Annotated in this window: 24 protein-coding genes; 10 read left to right on the top strand and 14 right to left on the bottom strand. The window is 68.2% G+C overall.

Going from position 1 to position 19,370, the window contains the following annotated elements; all coding sequences use genetic code 11:
- Positions 1–127: 127 nt before the first annotated feature.
- From BRESU_RS06165 to BRESU_RS06130, 7 genes are all read right to left on the bottom strand, one after another.
- Entirely contained in the window at positions 128–586 is a 459-nt protein-coding gene (locus BRESU_RS06165) for a hypothetical protein (RefSeq protein ID WP_041761368.1), read from the bottom strand.
- Between the two features lie 7 nt (positions 587–593).
- Entirely contained in the window at positions 594–833 is a 240-nt protein-coding gene (locus BRESU_RS06160) for a hypothetical protein (protein WP_013268656.1), read from the bottom strand.
- A 203-nt stretch (positions 834–1,036) separates the two neighbouring features.
- Positions 1,037–1,396: a hypothetical protein gene (locus BRESU_RS06150; protein WP_013268655.1), complete on the bottom strand. Its 360-nt coding sequence runs from the start codon at positions 1,394–1,396 to the stop codon at positions 1,037–1,039.
- Between the two features lie 252 nt (positions 1,397–1,648).
- A complete protein-coding gene (locus tag BRESU_RS16870; protein WP_013268654.1) occupies positions 1,649–3,352 on the bottom strand; it encodes a recombinase family protein in 1,704 nt (567 codons plus the stop codon).
- 17 nt (positions 3,353–3,369) lie between these two features.
- Positions 3,370–3,762: an HK97 family phage prohead protease gene (locus tag BRESU_RS06140; RefSeq protein WP_041761362.1), complete on the bottom strand. Its 393-nt coding sequence runs from the start codon at positions 3,760–3,762 to the stop codon at positions 3,370–3,372.
- Between the two features lie 62 nt (positions 3,763–3,824).
- On the bottom strand, positions 3,825–4,052 hold the full coding sequence (locus BRESU_RS06135) for a hypothetical protein (protein WP_013268652.1): 228 nt from the start codon (positions 4,050–4,052) through the stop codon (positions 3,825–3,827).
- Positions 4,052–5,221: a phage portal protein gene (locus BRESU_RS06130; RefSeq protein WP_013268651.1), complete on the bottom strand. Its 1,170-nt coding sequence runs from the start codon at positions 5,219–5,221 to the stop codon at positions 4,052–4,054. Before BRESU_RS06130 ends, BRESU_RS06135 begins: the two co-directional genes overlap by 1 nt.
- Before the next feature lie 404 nt (positions 5,222–5,625).
- On the opposite strand from BRESU_RS06130, the gene BRESU_RS17105 reads away from it, so the two are divergent.
- The 4 genes from BRESU_RS17105 to BRESU_RS17730 all read left to right on the top strand — a co-directional run bounded on the left by BRESU_RS17105 (position 5,626) and on the right by BRESU_RS17730 (position 7,181).
- Positions 5,626–5,805, top strand: a complete 180-nt coding sequence (locus BRESU_RS17105; protein WP_013268649.1) for a hypothetical protein — start codon at positions 5,626–5,628, stop codon at positions 5,803–5,805.
- 233 nt (positions 5,806–6,038) lie between these two features.
- Positions 6,039–6,218: a hypothetical protein gene (locus BRESU_RS06125; RefSeq protein ID WP_013268648.1), complete on the top strand. Its 180-nt coding sequence runs from the start codon at positions 6,039–6,041 to the stop codon at positions 6,216–6,218.
- A 103-nt stretch (positions 6,219–6,321) separates the two neighbouring features.
- Positions 6,322–6,948 (top strand): class I SAM-dependent methyltransferase, encoded by a 627-nt coding sequence (locus BRESU_RS06120; RefSeq protein ID WP_218915402.1) that lies wholly within the window; start codon positions 6,322–6,324, stop codon positions 6,946–6,948.
- A gap of 98 nt (positions 6,949–7,046) precedes the next feature.
- Positions 7,047–7,181, top strand: a complete 135-nt coding sequence (locus BRESU_RS17730) for a hypothetical protein (RefSeq protein WP_013268646.1) — start codon at positions 7,047–7,049, stop codon at positions 7,179–7,181.
- Here the strand turns inward: BRESU_RS17730 and BRESU_RS06110 are convergent.
- Genes BRESU_RS06110 through BRESU_RS06095 form a run of 4 tightly spaced genes read right to left on the bottom strand, consistent with a single transcriptional unit; the run spans position 7,178 to position 9,620 of the window.
- Positions 7,178–7,897: a hypothetical protein gene (locus tag BRESU_RS06110; protein ID WP_013268645.1), complete on the bottom strand. Its 720-nt coding sequence runs from the start codon at positions 7,895–7,897 to the stop codon at positions 7,178–7,180. The genes BRESU_RS17730 and BRESU_RS06110 overlap by 4 nt on opposite strands.
- Before the next feature lie 2 nt (positions 7,898–7,899).
- Entirely contained in the window at positions 7,900–8,082 is a 183-nt protein-coding gene (locus tag BRESU_RS06105; protein WP_013268644.1) for a hypothetical protein, read from the bottom strand.
- A gap of 25 nt (positions 8,083–8,107) precedes the next feature.
- Positions 8,108–8,389: a spike base protein, RCAP_Rcc01079 family gene (locus BRESU_RS06100; protein ID WP_013268643.1), complete on the bottom strand. Its 282-nt coding sequence runs from the start codon at positions 8,387–8,389 to the stop codon at positions 8,108–8,110.
- 22 nt (positions 8,390–8,411) lie between these two features.
- Complete coding sequence (locus BRESU_RS06095) at positions 8,412–9,620, bottom strand: DNA-packaging protein (RefSeq protein ID WP_245528610.1); 1,209 nt, start codon at positions 9,618–9,620, stop codon at positions 8,412–8,414.
- On the opposite strand from BRESU_RS06095, the gene BRESU_RS17335 reads away from it, so the two are divergent.
- Positions 9,619–10,077, top strand: coding sequence for a hypothetical protein (locus tag BRESU_RS17335; RefSeq protein WP_156796119.1), 459 nt, complete (start codon positions 9,619–9,621; stop codon positions 10,075–10,077). The two genes, BRESU_RS06095 and BRESU_RS17335, sit on opposite strands and share 2 nt — an antisense overlap.
- A 74-nt stretch (positions 10,078–10,151) precedes the next feature.
- On the opposite strand, the gene BRESU_RS06085 is transcribed toward BRESU_RS17335, so the two are convergent.
- The 3 genes from BRESU_RS06085 to BRESU_RS06075 all read right to left on the bottom strand — a co-directional run bounded on the left by BRESU_RS06085 (position 10,152) and on the right by BRESU_RS06075 (position 13,798).
- A complete protein-coding gene (locus tag BRESU_RS06085; RefSeq protein WP_013268641.1) occupies positions 10,152–10,535 on the bottom strand; it encodes a response regulator transcription factor in 384 nt (127 codons plus the stop codon).
- Positions 10,532–13,279 carry a PAS domain-containing protein gene (locus BRESU_RS16865; RefSeq protein WP_013268640.1) on the bottom strand — a complete coding sequence of 916 codons (2,748 nt, stop codon included), beginning with the start codon at positions 13,277–13,279 and terminating at the stop codon, positions 10,532–10,534. Before BRESU_RS16865 ends, BRESU_RS06085 begins: the two co-directional genes overlap by 4 nt.
- 69 nt (positions 13,280–13,348) lie before the next feature.
- Positions 13,349–13,798 (bottom strand): YcgN family cysteine cluster protein, encoded by a 450-nt coding sequence (locus BRESU_RS06075; protein ID WP_013268639.1) that lies wholly within the window; start codon positions 13,796–13,798, stop codon positions 13,349–13,351.
- Positions 13,799–13,879: 81 nt separating this feature from the next.
- Here BRESU_RS06075 and BRESU_RS06070 point away from each other — a divergent pair, with 81 nt between their 5' ends.
- The 5 genes from BRESU_RS06070 (at position 13,880) to BRESU_RS06050 (ending at position 19,339) form a co-directional block, all read left to right on the top strand.
- On the top strand, positions 13,880–14,140 hold the full coding sequence (locus tag BRESU_RS06070; RefSeq protein WP_083777583.1) for an endonuclease domain-containing protein: 261 nt from the start codon (positions 13,880–13,882) through the stop codon (positions 14,138–14,140).
- A gap of 197 nt (positions 14,141–14,337) precedes the next feature.
- Entirely contained in the window at positions 14,338–16,158 is a 1,821-nt protein-coding gene (locus BRESU_RS06065) for an ABC-F family ATP-binding cassette domain-containing protein (protein WP_013268637.1), read from the top strand.
- Positions 16,159–16,804: 646 nt separating this feature from the next.
- Entirely contained in the window at positions 16,805–17,839 is a 1,035-nt protein-coding gene (locus tag BRESU_RS06060) for an ABC transporter substrate-binding protein (RefSeq protein WP_013268636.1), read from the top strand.
- The gene (locus BRESU_RS06055) at positions 17,832–18,581 is read left to right on the top strand and encodes an ABC transporter ATP-binding protein (RefSeq protein WP_013268635.1); all 750 of its coding nucleotides are present in this window, start codon (positions 17,832–17,834) and stop codon (positions 18,579–18,581) included. The genes BRESU_RS06060 and BRESU_RS06055 overlap by 8 nt, the downstream gene beginning before the upstream one ends.
- Positions 18,578–19,339 carry an ABC transporter permease gene (locus tag BRESU_RS06050; protein WP_013268634.1) on the top strand — a complete coding sequence of 254 codons (762 nt, stop codon included), beginning with the start codon at positions 18,578–18,580 and terminating at the stop codon, positions 19,337–19,339. The genes BRESU_RS06055 and BRESU_RS06050 overlap by 4 nt, the downstream gene beginning before the upstream one ends.
- The last annotated feature ends 31 nt before the right edge of the window (positions 19,340–19,370 follow it).

Raw genomic sequence — 19,370 nt, 5'->3', positions numbered from 1 at the left:
ATGATCGGCGCGGGCGACGGCGATGGCGCAACCGGCGGCGAGCGGTCGCCCGGCACCGGCCAGGTCCAGCACCAGCGCGATCCGCGACGGCCGCAAGCGGTCACGCCCGGCGGCAGGCGACGCGTCCTCACGAGCGAGGACCCGTGCGGCGATCAGGCGCCGGCGGGGCGGTAACGACGGCGGCGAGCGCGGAGGCGAGAACCTCAACGATACGGCGTCCGGCGCTGTCGATCTCCAGGGGAGTCACGTTACCGGAGATGCGAAGGGCGCGGGGCGTCATGCTTACGGCGATCTCCACCGTGCTGCGCGGGTTGCTCACCAGGATCGCCAGGGGAAGGCCTTCCGCATCCACATCCAGGCTGACGCTAAGGCCGACGTGAAGACGGCCCAGGGCCACGTCGGCGACCTGGATCAGGGCTTCCAGGCGGCGCTCAGGCGAGCACAGGCCGCCAAGCCAACGCCCGCTGAGATCGCCCAGCGATTGGCGATGCCAGTGATGCTTCCACGCAGACGTGATGCCGTCTTCGATGGCGCCAGCGGCGGCGGTGAAGGTCATCGGCAGCTTGCCGTCGACGTCCAGGGTCAAAGGGTTGTCAGTCGAAGGAGTCATTAGTCGTTGAGGTCTCTTCTTGGGTTTCGGGTTGGCGCGAGGCCTTGGCCTTGCGCAGGATGTTGACGACGGCGGCGCGCTTCCACTTGGGGGCACCGGGCCATGCGTAGACGGCGGGCGGGGCCTCGGCGGCCCACTCCTGCGGGGAGAGGCCGGCGGCGGCGAGCAACGCTGCCAGTTCGATCCGGCCGACGTAGCGGGTCTTGCCTACGGAGCCGCTCATGCGGGCACCTCCAGCGGTGCCCACAGGCGGTCAAGGTGCTCTTGAACCTTCGCCGCAGGCCAGACCATGCGAGAGGACTTCGAAAAGCGAGTCCCCGCCGGAAAACGGCCAAGCTGGGATTCGCGAACCACCGTTCTGTAAGTGACCCCCGGCAGGCGCTCTTTGAAGTCCTCGAACTTCCAGAGTTGCTGATCCTGCATAGCTTAGGCCTTGCCAGCCGGGCGGCGGAACGGGGCGTGGCCGTTCGCCAGCGACAGACGCTCATCGGCAGACAGGCTCTTATCGACCGGGGCCTTTGCCTTGGCGACGACGGGGGTCGGCGTAGCCGGCGGCGAGAACAGATGCTCTGCCGTGGGATCGGCCTTCAGCGCTTCCAGCCAGTCGCGGACGCCGGTTCCGCTGGGCATGGTCAGCAGTGGCACGCCGCCCGTGACGAGAACCGCCGTGCCGCCCTCGTCGCTAAATCGACGCGAGAGATCAACGCTGACGGCATAGCCGAAGCCAGCGGCCATGAAATGGTTTGATGCGGCGAGGCTAGCAGCCTCGGCGTCGTTGATAGTCATGTTGACGAATTGTCCTGAGTGGTAGGCGCGGCTTGAAAGCCTCGGCGGATTTGTAAAGGAATGGGCTTGCGCTATCTGGTGAACCTGCTAGAACGGGCTCATAAGGGAAGCTACGCCTAAGCCCTTGCGGTTAACGCGCAGGCTCGTCGGTGTTAACCTTTTTAGCCCGCTTTGTCAACATCCACCGCGTGGTTCGGCGCGTTAATTTTGCATGGTCAGTGGGCACACAGCCAATCGGCTAAGTATGCTTTGCTATCCCTGGACCGCGACCAGATTGCCGGGCGCGACCCGCACCTGACCGAAGTCGGGCGCGCCGGCTGTCATCTCCCACCGGATCAGACCGCCCTCGGCACCATAGTAGAGAGGCTTCCTCTTCCCGCCTTTAGGATCGGTGGTTGAGAAACGAGCCGTGAGATACCCCTCGTCCAGGGTGAATCCACCGGGCACGGCCTGTCCGATCAGGACGTTCAGACGCGAACGCAACTCGTATAGTGCGCTGCCTTCAGCGGCCTGCATCTGGGCTTCAATCTGCGCCAGTCGGGCGCGCCAGTCCGGAGCCGCTGCAATAGCCCGCTCGCGCGCCGCCTCGGCCTTCAGGATCGTTATCCTGTCAACCAACGCAGCCCGCTCGCCCTCGCGCTGGCGTAGACGTTCTCCGACGCTCTCGCTCTTATCTCGCTGGTCCTGTCCGCTTTCTAGGTGATCCACCAGGAGGCCGATCCGGCGTTCAAGGTCTATAAGAGCGGTTTCTGCTACGGCTAGAGCCACCGCCGCGTCCGTGGGCGCTGATGACTCAGTCGCTGGCAACCCCGCCAGAAACGGCAGCAGTTCCGCCTCGACCCTTCCATAGTTCAGCCGACTACGGTTATCGCAAGTGCCCCGATAGACGTTCGGACAACGCAGTGCGGCGGATCGCTGCCCGTCTCGCAGGCGACCCGACGCCAGATAGCCGACAACTCCGCCACAACGACAACGAACGTGGCCAATCAGCAGGTTTCGGAACTCAGATGATCGCGGTTTGGCGTTCGGGTTCTGACGCAGAGCGATGGCGGTGTGCACCCGGTCGAACTGCTCAGGCGTGATAATCTGCGGGTAGAACCCCGCAATCGGCGCGCCATCTGGAATTCGTGGGCCCGCTCTACGGTGTCCGACGTGTGGCGCATACTCGCCAAGAACCGTTCGGCTTGCGATCAACTCGCCCACGGTGGCCTCGGTCCAGATGCTGGTCGGACGGCCCTCTGCATCGCGCCGTGGACGCGGTGTAGTTTCGCCGCGCGAGTTCAGCCGGCGACAGATGGCGGCATAGCCCAGGCCTTCCTCCTTGGCGTCAAATATCTCCTGCACCACCGCAACACGCTCAGGTATCTTGACCCAGCGACCACCTGCCCGCCGGCCGGCGTCGTCGCGAAGCGGCTCCAGGCGCAGCCAATGTGGTCCAACTGGTGTGAACGGCGTGAGGTCCTCGCGGGCGCGGTGACGCTCCCGCGCTCGGGCCGCGCCGACCTTCCGGCCTTTCTCTCGGCTCTCCTCATGGCTCCTACTAAGTTCCATGAGCGCGTACATGAGCTCCATAAGGCCGGCGGAGGCGTCCTCGTAGCGCCGGCCATCGTTGAGGGTCACCACGACGACGCCTCGCGTCATGATACCCGTAAGTAGGTGGATGGCCCGAGTGACGCGCTCACGCGTCAAACGATCGAAGCTGTCGATCAACAGGTAGGAGCCGGGAGCGATCTCGTCGGCATCGATCTTCGCCAGGAACGCCCCTAGGGCACCGTCCTCCCTATGGCGCCCCCTGAATGCGCTGACGCCTTCGTCGCGCATCGTGTCGTCGAGGATCAGGCCGTGGGCTGCGGCGTACTCTGCGGCGGCGGTGGTCTGCCGACGCCTCGAGTCCCCCGCCGCCTGCGTAGGGTTGGAGAACCGCAGATAACTGAATGCCGTCGGAGATGAGCTCATCACCCCGCGATAATGTATTATCCCGGAAAGGTCACAAGCGACACCTCCCACAGCTCCACGCCCGACAGCACCCGCAGCCGCCCGTCCCGCCTGGCCCGCGCCGCCCGGAAGCCGATCGAAAGCCCGTCCAGCGCCCCGGCCCGGCTCAGCGCCCGGGCATAGCGGGCCTCGGCGGACCAGTCGGCGATCCGGCCCCGCACGAACAGGCCGCGGTCGTCCTCGACCATCTCGTCCCACACGCCCACGACCGCCCGGCTTTCGTGCTGGTGCAGCATCCCCACCCCACCGGCCCCGGTCCGCATCAGGCTGTCGGCGAACGCGCCCTTCGCCACCACATCCCCGTTCAGGTCCGCCACGCCCCACAGGGAGGCGTAGCCCTGGATGGTCAGGGTCGACGGCCGAGGGTCCATGGTCGAAAGCGACCCGTCCTCGTCCTTGCTTCCCTCGGCTCTCGTCCCTCGACCCTCGACCCTCACGTCTTATCCTCCAGCCGCTTCTCGATCCGTTCGACCGCCGCCCGGGTGGCGATGCCCTGTTCCTCCAGCCGCGCCAGCCGCTCGGCCACCAGCCTCTGCTCCCCGACCCGGTCCTCCAGCGTCGCGATCCGCGCCGCCGCGCCCCCGGCCCAGACCAGCCCGCCGATCGTCTGCACCACCAGCGCCACCGCCAGACCCGCGGCCATCTTCTTCAGATCGTCCATCACGCCCCCACCCCTGCCATCCGCCGCCGTTCCTCGTCGGTCAGGAACCCCGCCCCGGACAGCCGTGCCCACAGGGCGTCGCGCTCGGGCTGCAGGGCCGGCACCGCGTCCAGGTCCGGCTCGATCCGCACGTCCGCGAACCGCCCGCCCAGCCAGCCGCCCAGCGCCCCGGCCGTCTTTCGGGCCAGCGGCACCACCGTCCCGCGCCAGAAGGCGGCATTGGCCTCGCGATAGTTGGCGTAGGTCGCGTCGCCGGGGATCCCCAGCAGCTGCGGCGGCACCCCGAAGGCCAGGGCGATCTCGCGCGCCGCCGCATGCTTCCCGGCGATGAAGTCCATGTCCGCCGGGCTCATCGACATCGGCTTCCAGTCCAGCCCGCCCTCCAGCACCATGGGCCGTCCAGCGTTCCCCGCCCCCGCATGCGCCTCGCCCAGCTCGGCCTTCAGCAGGGCGAACTGCGCCTCGGTCAGCCGCTCCCCGTCCACGCCCCTGAACACCAGCGCGCCCGAGGGCCGGGCCGCATTGTCCAGCAGCGCCTTGTTCCAGGCCCCCGAGGCATTGTGCACGTCGATGGCCGCAGCCGCCGCCTCGAGGGGCGAAAACCCGTAGTGGTCGTCGGTCGGGTTCCACAGCTTCAGCTGCATCACCGGCATCCAGCCGTCGGCCTCGCGCCCGATCCGCACCGAGCGACCGCCGACGGAATACTCATAGGCTTCGGGCCACCCCGCCCGCCCGGGCACCACCTGCACCCGATCGGGCCGCAGCGACCACAGCTCCCCGGGCCCGGCCTCGTCCCCCCGATCCGGGCTGACCGCCTCGACATAGGCGTTGCCCGCCGTCTGCAGCGCCCCGTACAGCCCCTCCAGCCACTCGGCCCCCGACTGTTCGGGATTGGGCCGGCGCAGCAGACGGGCCACCGGATGGTCGTCGGCGCGGACCCCGCCCGCGAACACCGCCAGGGGCGTCGCCGCGCAGGCCTCGGCGATCATCCGCACGCAGCGATAGGCCACCGCGTTCCGCGCGAACCCCTCGCGCGCCAGGTTGCCATAGTCCCGCGGCGTCCACCGCGGTCGCCCCGCCGCCGTCAGGGCGATCAGCGGCCCCGCGCGGCTGTCCTTGGTCTCGGACACAGGGGTTCGCCGGCCGAACAGCCGATCCTGCCAGTTCATGATCGTATCCTTGTGAAATCGAGCCGGTCGCCCGGCCGGCCTCCCCGCCTCCGGATCGGGGGCTTGGGGTGACGGCCCGCATTTGATCCAGGGTGGGACGTGAATTTCGGCGCCTGACGTGGCATAATACAGGCGGCTCTCCCCAGCCGCAGGATCTCTCATATGCTGTACGCTGCGCTCGGCCTCTGTGCCGTGATCGCCATGTCGTTGGCTTGGATGGGCCTCGACGAATGGCTGAACCTCTCGGACCGACTGCGCCGACTGTTCCGGCGCAAACGGCGCAAGGCCCGGAGTTGGGAGACATGATCCAGGCCCCGATGTCGCGGATCGCCGCCTGAGGCGTCTTCCTTCCCCCGAATAGGGCGTGGGCTGGCGCGCCTGCGGCGGCGGTGTAGGTTCGCCTTATGCTGAAGCTGACCTGTATTCTGATCGCCGCCGGTGGCCTCCTGCTGGCCTACTGGGGTCTCGACGCCCGGTTTCACCTGGGACACAGGCTCAGGAAATGGCGGCACCGTCGCTTCTGGCGACAGCGGAACGCGCGCGAACAGCGCCACCGCAAGCTCGCCCCCCGGGCACCCGACTGACGCAGCGGCCTGTGCGATCCGCATGAGGCGACCGCCCCCCCCGCGACGTCGTTCCAATGTCGGACCGGGGGGTGAAGATGTTTGGCCAGGTTATCCATGCTGCGCACCGGGCACGACGCCTCCTGGTCGTCGCCATGCCTGTCGCCGCCTTCGTCATCTTCGCCGCCTTGCGAAGCTAGGGTGGCACCGGTCATGACCATGGCGCGCGCCCCGCGGCGGCTTGGGCTCGCCTCATGCTGACGCTGACCTGCCTTCTGATCGTCGCCGTTGGCGTGGGGCTGGCCGGCTGGGATCTCGACGCCCGGTTCCGCCTGAGACGCAAACTCAAGAAATGGTGGCACCGTCGCGCCAGGCGACAGCGCCCCGCGCGCGCCCAGCATCGCCGGAAGATCGAGGCCAGGTTACCGGACTGATGCAGGGGCGTGGGGGGGCAAAGTAGGCTCTCGCCAAGGGGTGAAAGTCTTGACTTGCTGGCTACGAACTTCCCAATGGCGCAGAGCCTCGGGGAACGCGGATATGGTCGCAGCTTCGGATTTCCTCCCGCCTATCTTGGCGAAGGCCGCCCGAAAACTGGTGTCGCCGGCTAAGCCCGCGTCGCTGTTCGATGGGTCGGACGAGATGTTCAGACGCGAGGCCAGCAGATCGAGGGTCTACGGCGAGTACGGCATGGGCGCTTCCAGCCGATGGGTCTTGTCAAACACCGATGCCCTGGTGCTTGCGGTGGATACATCAGAGGAGTGGGTGTTGTCGGTGCGAAGCGCCTTCGCTGACGAGCCTCGGCTCAGAGCGCAATGGGTTGATGTCGGCCCGGTTGGTGAATGGGGCCGACCAGTCAGCATGGCCAAGCGAGACGCTTTTCCAAGCTACCTGTCGTCGATCTGGGATCATGCCGAGCAGCCGGACCTCGTTTTGGTAGACGGCCGGTTCCGGGTCGCCAGCTTTCTGACCAGCCTCCTACGGGCGAAGCCCGGCACACGCATCATCTTCGACGACTACATGAACAGGCCGCATTATCACGTGGCAGATGAGGTTCTGCCGTCCATTGAGCACTGCGGAAGGCAGGCGCTCTTCGTCGTGCCAGAATGGATCGACCGACCGGTAATTGACCGGCTGCGCGACCGATTTATCTTTGTAATCGACTGAACCGGCCCCGTGGGGGGCGAGATCACAAGATCGGGCGTCTTGAGATGCCGGGCCGTGGGAGGGTCGTCCCTCGCGTACCGCCGTGCTACGGGTGCGCCATGATGTTCGGCAGCGAGAATGATTTCGAGGGCGAGCCTCACGAAACCAACCGGGATCGCGGGGGCCTGCCGGTCATCGCTATCGCGGCCCTGCCAACGCTTATTGGCGTGGTTGTGCTGATCCTGCAGCGCTAGGCCAGTTCAAACACCCCGACGAACCAGATGTTCGAGCCGGGATAGTTGCTGTCGGAAATCTCCGGCGCGGTGATGATGCCTCCCGGCAACGTGCGAGTCAGCGCAGCCTTCATTTCAGTGGACGCTGTCGTTTGCTTTACTCCGGTCGCTCGGTCGAAGAATGAGAGGATGGTTTGGGCGGGCGCAATCGACGAGCCAGCCGAGCTGAACCCGGCGTCCAGCACGTCGGAACGGGAAGTCACCGACCCAACGACGTTGCCGGTGTTGGCGTGGGTGAGCGTCAGGTTTCCGCTGGTGAAGGTGCCGATCGTGAACTTGTTGAGCAGGCTAGTGAACGCCGAGCCGCTGTAGCTAATGTAGTCAGCGATAGTCTGATCAGCCCTAGCCATCCGCAGCGTTGCGGCTGTCGGCGTGACAGTAGCTCCGACAGTTAGCCCTGCCTGGGCAAGAACCTCATCAGGCCCGGCTACGAACGAAATAACCTTCACAGCGCCCAGCGTGGCGTAGTTGATAACGATCTCGCCGCTTAGGCTACTGACGCTATCAACGTTCATCTCGGTATGGGTGGCGTTGATAATCAGCTCCCAACCAGAGCCGGCGTTTTTGATGACGCCAGCAACTATGCCGTAGCGCTTTCCGGTTTCGCCCTGAAAGGCACCAAAGGCCTTCTGGACAATCGCGCGGTCTGCGGGAGCGTCGGTAAAAAGATCAGCCATGGTCAGGCCCCCGTAGGAATGACGATGCGCGGCGCGAAGCTGTCGCTGCCGACACGCACGAGTTGATTGGATGAGGCGGAGCCGATGCGGAGGAAGCCATAACCGGCAGGTGCCACCCCCCCGCCCTGCGTCAGCGCCAGCGCGGCTGATGCATAGCTCAGCGGCTGGCCAAGGCTCAGTCCCATGACGCGCCCTCCTCGATCCCCGCCATCAGTCGAACAGCGCGACCAGGCTCTGCGCCGTCGTCCCGGTCTGCAGCACACGGCTGCACTGGATCGGCAGATAGCCGACCGGATGATTGGAGAAGGTCACGGCGGCCCCGCCGGGCGCGGCCACGGGCACCACCCGCACATGGCCGGCGACGCCGACATACAGCGCCTTGGCCACCGCGTTCAGGTCGGTCGTGTCGCTGGGCGTCACCGCCTCGGCCCGCCGGGCCGGGGACGCGGGCGAGGGATCGCGCGACGCATAGGCGTCGGTCGGGTTGGGCATCACGGCCTCCTTGTTGGTGAACTCAGACCAGCCGGATGCGCGGCCCCGCGGGCCGGTCCAGCAGCAGTTGCGAGACGGCCCAGACCAGGGCGTCGGCCCGGTCCGGACTATGTCCGGGCGCTTCGCTGCCCAGGCTCATCAGCTCTTCTTCCAGGGCGTTGAACCGTCCGCAGTGGACGACCCGGCCCTGTTCGTACAGCGCCGCGACCGGCTCGGCCCGGGCCCGCTTGCCGCGCGTGGCGTGCACCAGCTTGATCCGGGTCTCGCACCCGGCCTGCTGCAGCACGGTGCGCACCATTTCCCCGCCCTGGTTGGCCTCGGCCACGATCTGGTCGGCCTCCACCAGCCGCGCGGTCTCGACCACGCGCCGGGCCCAGCCCAGCGGCGTCAGACCCCGCGCCGACCGGTCGGCCAGCACACAGGCGATGGCGACGTCGGCATTCCCGCGCAGGCGGGACCGCCCGGCCGCCACGATGCCACAGGCGTCGCCCGTGGCCGTGACCGGCGGATCGACGGCGACGATGATCTTCTCCAGACGCTCCGGCCGTTCGCCCCGCGCCGCGGCGATGTCCTCGGCCCGGAACAGGGCCCCCTCGCCCTCGACGACCAGCCCCTCCATCTCCTGCGCCTCCAGCCGCGTCCCGGCATAGAGATCGCGCAGGTGGTCCAGATAGATCGGCGGCAGGTTCGCCGCATTGTCCCGGGTCGCCCCGCGCGTGGTCCGCGTCCCCGGCTCGGCCAGCAGCGTCCTCAGCGCCGCGATCGGCCGGGGCGTCGTGGTCACCACCAGCTGCGGGTCCGGCCCGCGTCTCAGGCCGAACCTCAGGTTCGACAGCACCCGCTCCGGCGCGCGCCAGGCACAGAATTCGTCGGCCCAGGCGGCGTGGAACTGCGGGCCCCTCAGACTGTCCGGATCCTCGGCCGAGAACGCATAGGCCACCGCCCCGCTGTACGGCCAGACCAGCCGCTTGCGCCCGGCCTCCCAGCGCGGCCGGTCGGCGCCCTCGGCCATGGCCTTCAGCCCCGACGGCCCCTCGACCATGACCTCGCGCACGTCATGCAGCGCGGGTCCGACCAGGGCGAAGGTGAAGTTGTTCCGGATCGCCAGACTGTGAAGCCAGAACGCTCCGGCGAAGGTCTTGCCCGATCCCCGCCCACCCAGCATCACCCAGGTCCGCCACGGCTCTTCCGGCGGATTCTGATGGAGCGCCAGTTTCGACATCGCCATCATGATGGTCTTCCAGCCGTTCTCCGGCGCGTACGTCGCGATGAAGGCCAGTCGTTCCTGCCATGACCTGCAGTCGGTCCATGCGGCGGGACAGTTCGGCCCGGTATCGATCGACGATCGCGGGGTCCGGTCTGGCATCGTCGTCCCCCTCGTCGCCGCGCGTGTCGTCCCGCCGTGCGTCCTTCAACATCCGCTGTGCCGCGGCCTCAACGGCGGCGACCGCGCGGGCCAGGCTGGTGATCATCCGCGTTTTCCGGTCGGCGGCCGCGACGTCGCCCGGGGCGACCGTCACCGCGCGGACGAAGTCGAACTGTTCGTCGGCCATGCTCCGCAGGTCTTCCATGCGCGCATCGATCCAGGCGGTGTGCGCCGCCACCCCGCCCCGCCGTTCTTCGCCATTTCCCGCCATGCCCAAACTATAGGGGACCAGCGTCACAAGGCGCGTTCGGACGCTCGTTAAACACCACGCCCCTTGATCGGAAACGGCTTTTCAGCGCCGTCGCGGACAACTCGGGACCGCCGGGCGGACACCGGTCAGATCATCAGGGGGGACATGGGCTGCTTCAGGGCCCGGCGGACGCGGTCCACCAGGCTCCCCGGGCTGAACGGCTTGGCGACATAGCCGACGCACCCCAGCGCCACGGCCTCGCGGACGGTTCGGCTCTGGCTGTCGGCCGATACCATCAGCACCGGCGGGGCCTCGACCAGTCGCCTCATGGCGGCCATGACGTCCAGCCCGCCCATCCTGGGCATGTGGACGTCCAGCAGCATCAGCGCGAAGCGCGACCGTTTCACCATGGCCAGGGCCGCCTCGCCGCTCGACACCACCGCCACCTGGAACCCGGCCTGGGTCAGGATGGCGTGGATGACCTCGCGGATGTTCTCGTCGTCGTCGACGACCAGGATCGAGGTCTTCATGCAACGGCCCTTGCGTTGGAGGGGATGGAGGGGTGGAGCGCTTTCGTCATGGCCTCGATCAGGGCGGCGACCTCGATCGGCTTGCCGACGTGGCCGTCCATGCCCGCGGCGTGGCAGGCCTCGACCTGCTCGGGCTGGACGTTGGCGGTCAGGGCCAGGATCGGCGTCGTCGCCGCCTTGCCGTCCAGGGCGCGAATGGCGCGACAGGCGTCCATCCCGTCCATCACCGGCATGTGGATGTCCATCAGGATCAGGTCATAGTCGCCGGCGACCACCGCCTGGACGGCCTCGGCTCCGTCGCACACCGTCGTCAGATCGACCCCCCAGGCGTCCAGCAGCACCCGCACCAGCTCGCGGTTGGCCGGGGCATCGTCGGCCATCAGGACCCTGAGCCCCTCGGGCAGGCCCTCCACGGCGTCCTCGACCATGGCATCCAGCGGCTCGGCCGCGATCATCGGGACCTCGAACCAGAAGGTCGATCCGTGCCCCGGGCGACTGGTCGCCCCGATCTCGCCGCCCATCATCTCGATCAGGCGCCGGCAGATCGCCAGCCCCAGCCCCGTCCCGCCATAGACCCGCGTGGTAGAGGCGTCGGCCTGTGTGAACCGCTCGAACAGGGCGTCGATCTTGTCCGCCGCGACGCCGATGCCGCTGTCGGTCACCGCCACCCGCATCCGCCCGTCGACGCTGCCGACATCCAGCCGGATCTCGCCCGTATTCGTGAATTTGACGGCGTTCGACAGGAAATTCAGCGTCACCTGCCGCAGCCGCCCCTCGTCGCCCATGATCGCTCCGGGCAGGTCGTCCGCGGTCGTGATCACCAGGCTCAGCCCCTTGGCCTCGCACTGGGTCTCGACGATGGAGGCGGTCGCCCGCGCCATGGCCGTCGGATCGAAGGCGACGGGGTCCAGCCCCACCGCGTCCGCCTCCAGCTTGGAATAGTCCAGGATGTCGTTGATGACGCTCAGCAGGGCCTCCGACGAGGTCGCGATCCGGTCGGCATAGCGGCGCTCCGCCGCGGGCAGGGCCTCGCTGGACTGCAGCAGGCCCGAAAAGCCGATCACGCTGGTCAGGGGCGTCCGCAGCTCGTGGGACATGTTGGCCAGGAACTCGGACTTCGACCTCGCCGCCGCCTCGGCCACGTCGCGCGCGGCGATCAGTTCGTCCTCCAGCCGCTTGGTCTCGTTGATGTCGCGCACCACGTCGTGGAACTGGACGACGCGGCCGTGGTCATCGCGGATCAGCGTGGTGCGCGCCTCCATCCAGCGGATCTCCCCCGACGCCATCCGCGCCCTGTAGACGACTCCCGGCTGGACGGTGCCCGGCCCGGCCCGGACCATCTCGCGGAAACGCTGCGACAGCGCCGGCACGTCCTCGTCGAGGATCAGATGCGTGACGGGACGCCCGACCAGATCGCCCGGCGCGATCCCCGTCGCCGCCTCGACGCTGGGCGAGATGTACTGGATGAGTCCGTCGACCCCGTAGGTCACGATCACGTCGCTGGCCCGGTCCGCCAGCAGCCGGTAGCGCGCCTCGCTGGCCTCGATCCGCTTCTGGCTGCGGACGCTGTCGGTGACATCCTGAAAGACGCCGAACAGCGCCGTGGTCACCCCCGCGTCGTCGCGCTCGGGACGGCAGCGCGACCGGACGATCCGCTCTTCCCCGTCCTCGCGGACGATCCTCAGCTGGAATTCCTTCGCGTCGCCGGTCCGGATGGCCTCGTCGCACGACGCCGCGACGGCCGCCCGGTCGTCGGGATGGTAGCAGCTCACGGCGTCGTGCAGGCTGGGATCGAAGGTCTCGCGGGTCTTGCCGTGGATCCGGTACACCTCGTCCGACCAGGTCACCCGGCCGGTGGCGACGTCCAGACGCCAGCACCCGACCCCGGCGAGGGCCTCCGCCATGCCCAGGGTCTCGACCAGCTCGGTCTGGGCCCGCGTCGCCCGCGCGGCCTCGGTGACGTCCTGGAAGACCCCGAACAGGGCCACCACGGCCCCGGTCTCGTCGCGTTCGACCCGGGCCTGGGTCCGCGTCACCCGCTCCTCGCCGTGCCGCGTCAGCCGCATCAGCCGGTCATAGCCCTCGCCGGTTTCCCTGGCCCGCTGCGCCAGCGCCCAGCCGGCCGCCTGGTCCTCGGGATGGTATTGTGCGCTCAGGCTGTGGAAGGTGGGATTGACCGATCCCGGCTCCAGGCCGTGGATGCGGAACACCTCGTCGGACCAGGTGATGACGCCGGTGGTCAGGTCACAGTGCCAGTGCCCCACCCCGGCCATGGCTTCGGACATCTCCAGCATGTCCGTGTGTTTGGCCTGTTGCCTCAGCGTGCGCGTACGATCGATTTCCTGGCCCGCCAGCCGCGCCAGCAGCCTCAGGCTCTCCATCTGCGCCGGGGTCGGGGCATCGCGCGGCACGGTGTCGAGCACGCACACGGCGCCATCCTGCCCCCCGTCGGCCGTCGTGATCACCGCCCCGGCATAGAACCGCACACCTTCTTCGGTGACCAGGCGATTGTCGGCGAAGCGGCCGTCCCGGGTCGCATCCTCGACCACCAGGGTCGTCCCGGCCTCGGACCCGACCATATGGCGACAGAAGGACTCCCCGGGCGTCGTCTGATCGGCCCCGAAGCCCTGGTTGGATCGGAACCACTGGCGCTGGTCGTCGATGGCCGTGATCAGGGCGATCGGAGCGTCGAACACCGCCGCCGCCAATTCGGTCAACCGATCAAACGCGTTACTCTTCGGCACGACCGATCTCCACTCAGGAGCTCACGGTTAATCAGCCCTTCCGAACAAAGGATTACCGTGTAATCGGTTTCAACCGCGCTCCTCCAGCCACTCGATCGCCTCGTACTCGACCGCGTCCTCGGGCCGGGCCAGATCCAGTTCGCTGATGGTCTGTCCGCGGATCGACACGCCTGCCGTGTGCACGGTCTCCGGATCGCCCGAAATCAGGGGATGCCAGTTCGCAAGCCCTCTTCCTTCATGCAATCGGCGATAGGCGCACGACAGCGGCATCCATCCCAGCGCCTCGATGTTCCACGGCGTCAGCTTGATGCAATCCGGCACATGATCCTTCCGATTCGCATAATCGGTGCAGGCGCATTTCTGCCCGTCGAACAGCTTGCAATGGACCTTGGTCGGGAACACCTCGCCCGTATCCTCGTCCTCGAACCGGATCAGGCAGCACAGTCCGCACCCGTCGCACAGGCTCTCCCATTCGGCACGGGTCATCTGCTCCAGACGCTTGGTCTGCCAGAATGCCATCACTCCTCCCCCGCCACTTCGCGGGGGAGGGGGACCGCGCGAAGCGTGGTGGAGGGGGCGGAAGCGTGCGAGATTTCAATCATGAGAGCGCCTGTCCTTACCCAGAAACGCGCAAGAAGTCTCCGTAAGGATATGACACCCCCCGAAGCCGCCATGTGGCTTCGCCTTCGCCAGCGTATTCACGGCAGGCCGAACTTCCGGCGTCAGCACGCCGTTGGACCGTTCGTCCTCGACTTCTATTGCTCCGCCCTGAAGCTGGCGGTCGAGATCGACGGCCAGATCCACTCCCTTGATGACAATCCGGACAGGGACGCCCGTCGAACCGCCTGGCTGAACGCTTAGGGCATCGAGGTCCTTCGCCTTCCGGCCGCCTCGGTCCTTCAAAATGCTGACGAAGCCGCAGACTACATCTGGCACGTCGTGGCGACACGTCTGGCAAGTCGGCCTCAAATACCCTAGATCAACGCCGCTTCCGCCCCCTCCACCACGCTTCGCGCGGTCCCCCTCCCCCGCTTCGCGAGTGAGGATTTAGGTATTCCATGGCTCCCCGCTCTTCTCCGAGACCCCCTCTCGTCGCCCTGAAAGACGTCCGTCTGCAGGACGGCACCCGGCCCCTGTTCGAGGGCGTCGACCTGGCCATCGAGCCCCGCACCCGCTCCTGCCTCGTCGGCCGCAACGGGGCCGGCAAGTCGACCCTGATGAAGATGGTCATGGGGCTGATCGAACCCGACTCAGGCACGCGCTCGATCCAGGGTTCGGTGCGCTTCGCCTATGTGCCGCAGGAGCCGCTGATCGCGGGCGACACCCTGCTGGACTACGCCACCTCCAACGACGCCGAGAGCTGGACCGCCGAGGCCTGGCTCGAGACCTTCGGCATGGACCCGAACAAGTCCACCAAGGGCCTGTCGGGCGGCGAGATCCGCCGCGCCGCCCTGGCCAAGGCCTTCGCCGAGGAGCCCGACCTGCTCCTGCTGGACGAGCCGACCAACCACATGGACATTCTGGCGATCGAACTGCTGGAAAACGAGATCATCAGCGCCAAATGCGCCGCCCTGATCGTCTCCCACGATCGCGCCTTCCTGAATCGCGTGACCCAGTCCTGCCACTGGCTGGAGGGCCGCCGCGTCCGCACCCTGAACAAGGGCTTCGACGATTTCGACGAATGGGCCGCCAAACAGCTGGAAGAGGAGGCCATCGCCTTCCAGAAGCTGACCAAGACGATCGAGCGCGAGACCGCCACCTTCTACAGCTCGATCACCGCCCGCCGCAGCAGGAACGAGGGCCGCGCCCGCTCCCTCGACGCCCTGCGCGCCGAACGCGCCGAACAGGCCAAGGACCGCCCCCGCGAGCTGAACCTCGGCGTCGATTCCGGCTCCACCTCCGGCAAGCTGGTGGCCGACCTGAAGGGCGTCACCAAATCCTTCGGCGACCGCATGGTCATCAAGCCCTTCACCAGCCGCATCCTGCGCGGCGACCGGCTCGCCATCGTCGGCCCGAACGGCGCCGGCAAGACCACCCTGGTCAAGATCATGCTGGGCGAACTCGCCCCGACCGAAGGCACGGTCAAGCTGGGGGCCAGCCTCGAGACCGTCTACCTCGACCAGTCCCGCGACGGTCTGAAGTCCGACACGACCCTGTGGGACGCCCTGACCCCCGGCGGCGGCGACTCCATCCTGGTGCGTGGCATCTCCAAGCACGTCGCCGCCTACGCCAAGGACTTCCTGTTCCAGGAGGGCCAGCTGCGCCAGCCGATCTCGACCCTGTCGGGTGGCGAGCGCAACCGCCTGCTCCTGGCCATCGCCCTGGCCAAGCCCGCCAACATGCTGGTCCTCGACGAACCGACCAACGACCTCGACATGGACACGCTCGACAAGCTGGAAGAGCTGCTCGAGGCCTATGACGGCACCCTGATCCTGGTCAGCCACGACCGCGACTTCGTCGACCGCCTGGCCACCTCGACCATCGGCATGAACGGCCGCGGCGACATCGTCGAGACGCCCGGCGGCTGGACCGACTTCATCCGCCAGAACCCCGGCTTCCTGAAGCCCCAGGCCGCCGGTTCCGCCCCCGCGCCCAAGGCCCCCGAGCCCGCCCCGCAACCGGCGGCCCCGGCCACCAGGCCCGGCAAGCTCTCCTTCAAGGACCAGCACCGGCTGAAGGAGCTGGACGCCCTGATCCACGCCCTGCCCGCCGACATCGCCGCCCACGAGGCGACCCTCGCCGACGTCAACTTCTACGCCCGCGACCCCTCGGGCTTCGCCAGCACCATGAAGGCGCTGGACGGTGCCCGGGCCAAGCTGGAAGCCGCCGAAGAAGAATGGCTGGAGCTGGAAGCCAAGCGCGAGGCGATGGCCGGCTGAAGAGATTCTGTGGACAAGCCATATGGCTGATCGAAAAGCCGTAATCTCATCCGTCCACAGAGGTTAACGGCCTTGTCCACCGAACGACGGTCCATGTTGCACAGCGGCAGGGAATCCACCGCTTGCCGCATCCGGAAATCGGAGCGAACCTGATTTTGCCGAGGGACACGGCGGCGCGGAAATCCAGGGAGACCGGGATTTCAAGCGGGTCGGTCCGGCTCTCTGACCAAGGGTTCCAACCCCACTTCGGTGGCAGCGGAAAGACCGGGCAGGGTCCAGGCTCCCGACACGGAACGCTTCGGCGGGAAAGGTCGCGGGGAACCGGACCGGGACTGTGGACTACGGAAGGGTCAAAAGCCCGGACGAGACGCCAGGGTTCAGGGGTCGCCAGGATACAGCCGACCGTCGCCGGGTTCGCCCGCCGGCGCTGACGCCAGGGTCCGAAACCTCAATGGCCAAGTCCCAACCCGGACTTGGTGGGGGGACGTAAGCACCGGTTCGTCCGGACTTGCGTCCCCTCGCTCAATTCCGGGGTGTCGCTACCGCTCGCAACGCGGTCGCTCACGGCTTGAGCCCCGTTTCGCGGTGTTTCCCTGCGGCGACGCTCCGCTTCCCATCCCTCCGTCATCGCCCTAGTTTGCCGCGCATGAAGCCTTGCGCGACTCAACCCGTCGTCAGCCGCCGTCTCGTCCTGGCGGGGGGCGTCGCCGTCACCGCCATGGGGCTGGCGTCGTGCGGCAGTTCCGAGGCTCCCGTCGACGACCAGGGCCGGGTCCGGATCCGTTTCGCCACCGACTGGCGCGCCCAGGCCGAGCATGGCGGCTTCTACCAGGCCCTGGCGTCGGGGGCCTACGCGCGGCGCAATCTGAACGTGGAGATCATCCAGGGCGGCCCGGGCGTGAACGTGCCCCAGCTGCTGGCCGCCGGCGCGGTCGAGCTGGGCATGGGGTCCAACTCCTTCATCCCCCTGAACCTGGTCGCCGAGGGCGCTCCGGTGAAGGCCGTCGCCGCCTTCTTCCAGAAGGACCCCCAGGTCCTGATCGCCCACCCCGACGACGCCCTGACCGGCATCGCCGATCTGGCGGGCCGCCCCTTCCTGCTGGCCGACGCCTCGATCACCGCCTTCTGGGTCTGGCTGAAGGCCCGCTACGGTTTCACCGACGACCAGGTCCGGAAATACAACTTCAATCCCGCCCCCTTCATCGCCGACGAAAGGGCCGTCCAGCAGGGCTATCTGACCTCCGAGCCCTACACGATCGAGAAGACGGCCGGGTTCGAACCGCGCGTCTTCCTCCTGGCCGACGAGGGCTATCCCTCCTACGCTACCATGGTCCTGTCGCCCGACGGCTTCGCCCGGGACAACGCCGCGGCGCTCCGCAGCTTCATCGCCGCCTCGGCCGAGGGCTGGCGCGACTATATGCGTGGCGATCCCAAGCCGGCCGATGCCCTGATCCGGACCGCCAACCCCGACATGACCCAGGACATCCTGGACCAGGCCCGCGCCAAGCTGAGCGAATACGGCATCGTCGATGCGGGCGACGCCGCCCTCTATGGCCTCGGGGCCATGACCGAGGAGCGCTGGAAGGCCTTCTTCGACGTCACCAGCCAGGCGGGCGTCTATCCCCCGAACCTGAACTGGCGCGACGCCTTCACCGACAACTTCCTGCCCGGCCGTGGGTGAAGCGGCGGTCGCGGGCCTCTCCGGGGCCGTTGTCCAGTACCCCGGCCGCCCCGCCCTCGGCCCCCTCGACCTGACGGTCGCTTCCGGCGAGATTCTCGCCCTCGTCGGAGCCTCCGGCGCGGGCAAGTCGACGGCGCTGCGGCTGCTGGCCGGACTGGAACGCCCCGCCTCCGGCCGGGTCGAGCGGCCCGCCGGCACCCGCACCGCCTTCGTCTTCCAGAGCCCGACCCTGATGCCCTGGGCCGATGCCCGCACCAACGTCGCCCTGCCGCTGGAACTGTCCGGTGTGCCCGCCCCTGAGGCCCGCCGCCGCGCCGATGTCGCCCTGGCCGCCGTCGGTCTGGGCGAGCGCACCACCGCCCGGCCGCGTCAGCTGTCCGGTGGCATGGCCATGCGCGTCTCCCTCGCCCGCGCCCTCGCGGTCGAGCCCGACCTGCTGCTGCTGGACGAGCCGTTCGCGGCGCTCGACTCCATCACCCGCCGGGGCCTGATCGAGGACCTGCACCGCATCGCCACGACCCGCTCAATCGCCATGGTCTTCGTCACCCACGATGTGGAGGAGGCCGCCTATCTGGCCAGCCGCGTCGTCGTCCTGTCGGCCGCGGACGGCCGCGCCGTCGGCGATGTCGCCATGCCCGGCCCCCTGCCCCGCCCCGAGGGCTGGCGCGCCGACCCCGCCTACCGCACGGCCGTCGAGACCGTCGCCGAGGCTCTGGCCGCGTCGATGCGGGTCGCGGCATGAAGCGGCTGACCGACGCCCTGCCCGCCCTCCTGCTGATCGCGCTGCTGCTGGCCGTCTGGGAGGCCGCCTGCCGCCTGATGGAGGTGCCCGTCTATTTCCTGCCGCCGCCCAGCGCGGTGGTGCTGGCCCTGATTGACAATGCCCCGGTCCTTGCCGGATCGGCGGCGCAGACCTTCTGGATGGCGTTCAAGGCCCTGATGGTCGCCGTGGTCCTCGGCGGCGGCCTCGCCGTCGCGGTCTCGCTGAGTTCCACCGCCGAACGCGCCGTGGCCCCGCTGGCGGTCACGCTGCAGGTCACGCCCGTCGTGGCCATCGCCCCCCTCGTGCTGATCTGGGCGGGCCTCGACCACGCCGACCGGGCCGTGACCGCGCTCGCCGCGGCCGTCGCCTTCTTCCCGGTCTTCTCCGGTGTGCTGACCGGCCTGAAGTCCGCGGATCCCGATCTGGAGCGGCTGTTCGACCTGCACGGGGCCTCGGCCCTGCAGCGGCTGTGGCGGCTGCGTCTGCCGTCCGCGCTTCCGTTCATGCTGGAGGGGATCCGGGTCGCGGCGGGGCTGTCCATCGTGGGGGCCGTGGTGGCCGAGTTCGTCTCCGGATCGGGGGCGACGCAAGGTCTCGCCTGGCGTCTGCTGGAGGCCGGCAACCGGCTGCGCACGCCCGACCTGCTGGCCGCCCTGCTCTGCCTGGCCGCCATGGGGCTAGCCCTCAACGCCGTCACCACCACGATCCAGCGACGGATTCTCAAGGCCCTGTCCTGAACCTTTATCGGGCGTTAGCGCGGGGTTAAGC

The sequence above is a fragment of the Brevundimonas subvibrioides ATCC 15264 genome (assembly GCF_000144605.1).
Lineage (GTDB): Bacteria > Pseudomonadota > Alphaproteobacteria > Caulobacterales > Caulobacteraceae > Brevundimonas > Brevundimonas subvibrioides.
The sequence above is the reverse complement of the archived record's forward strand: the minus strand, read 5'-3'. Positions and strand labels throughout refer to the sequence as shown.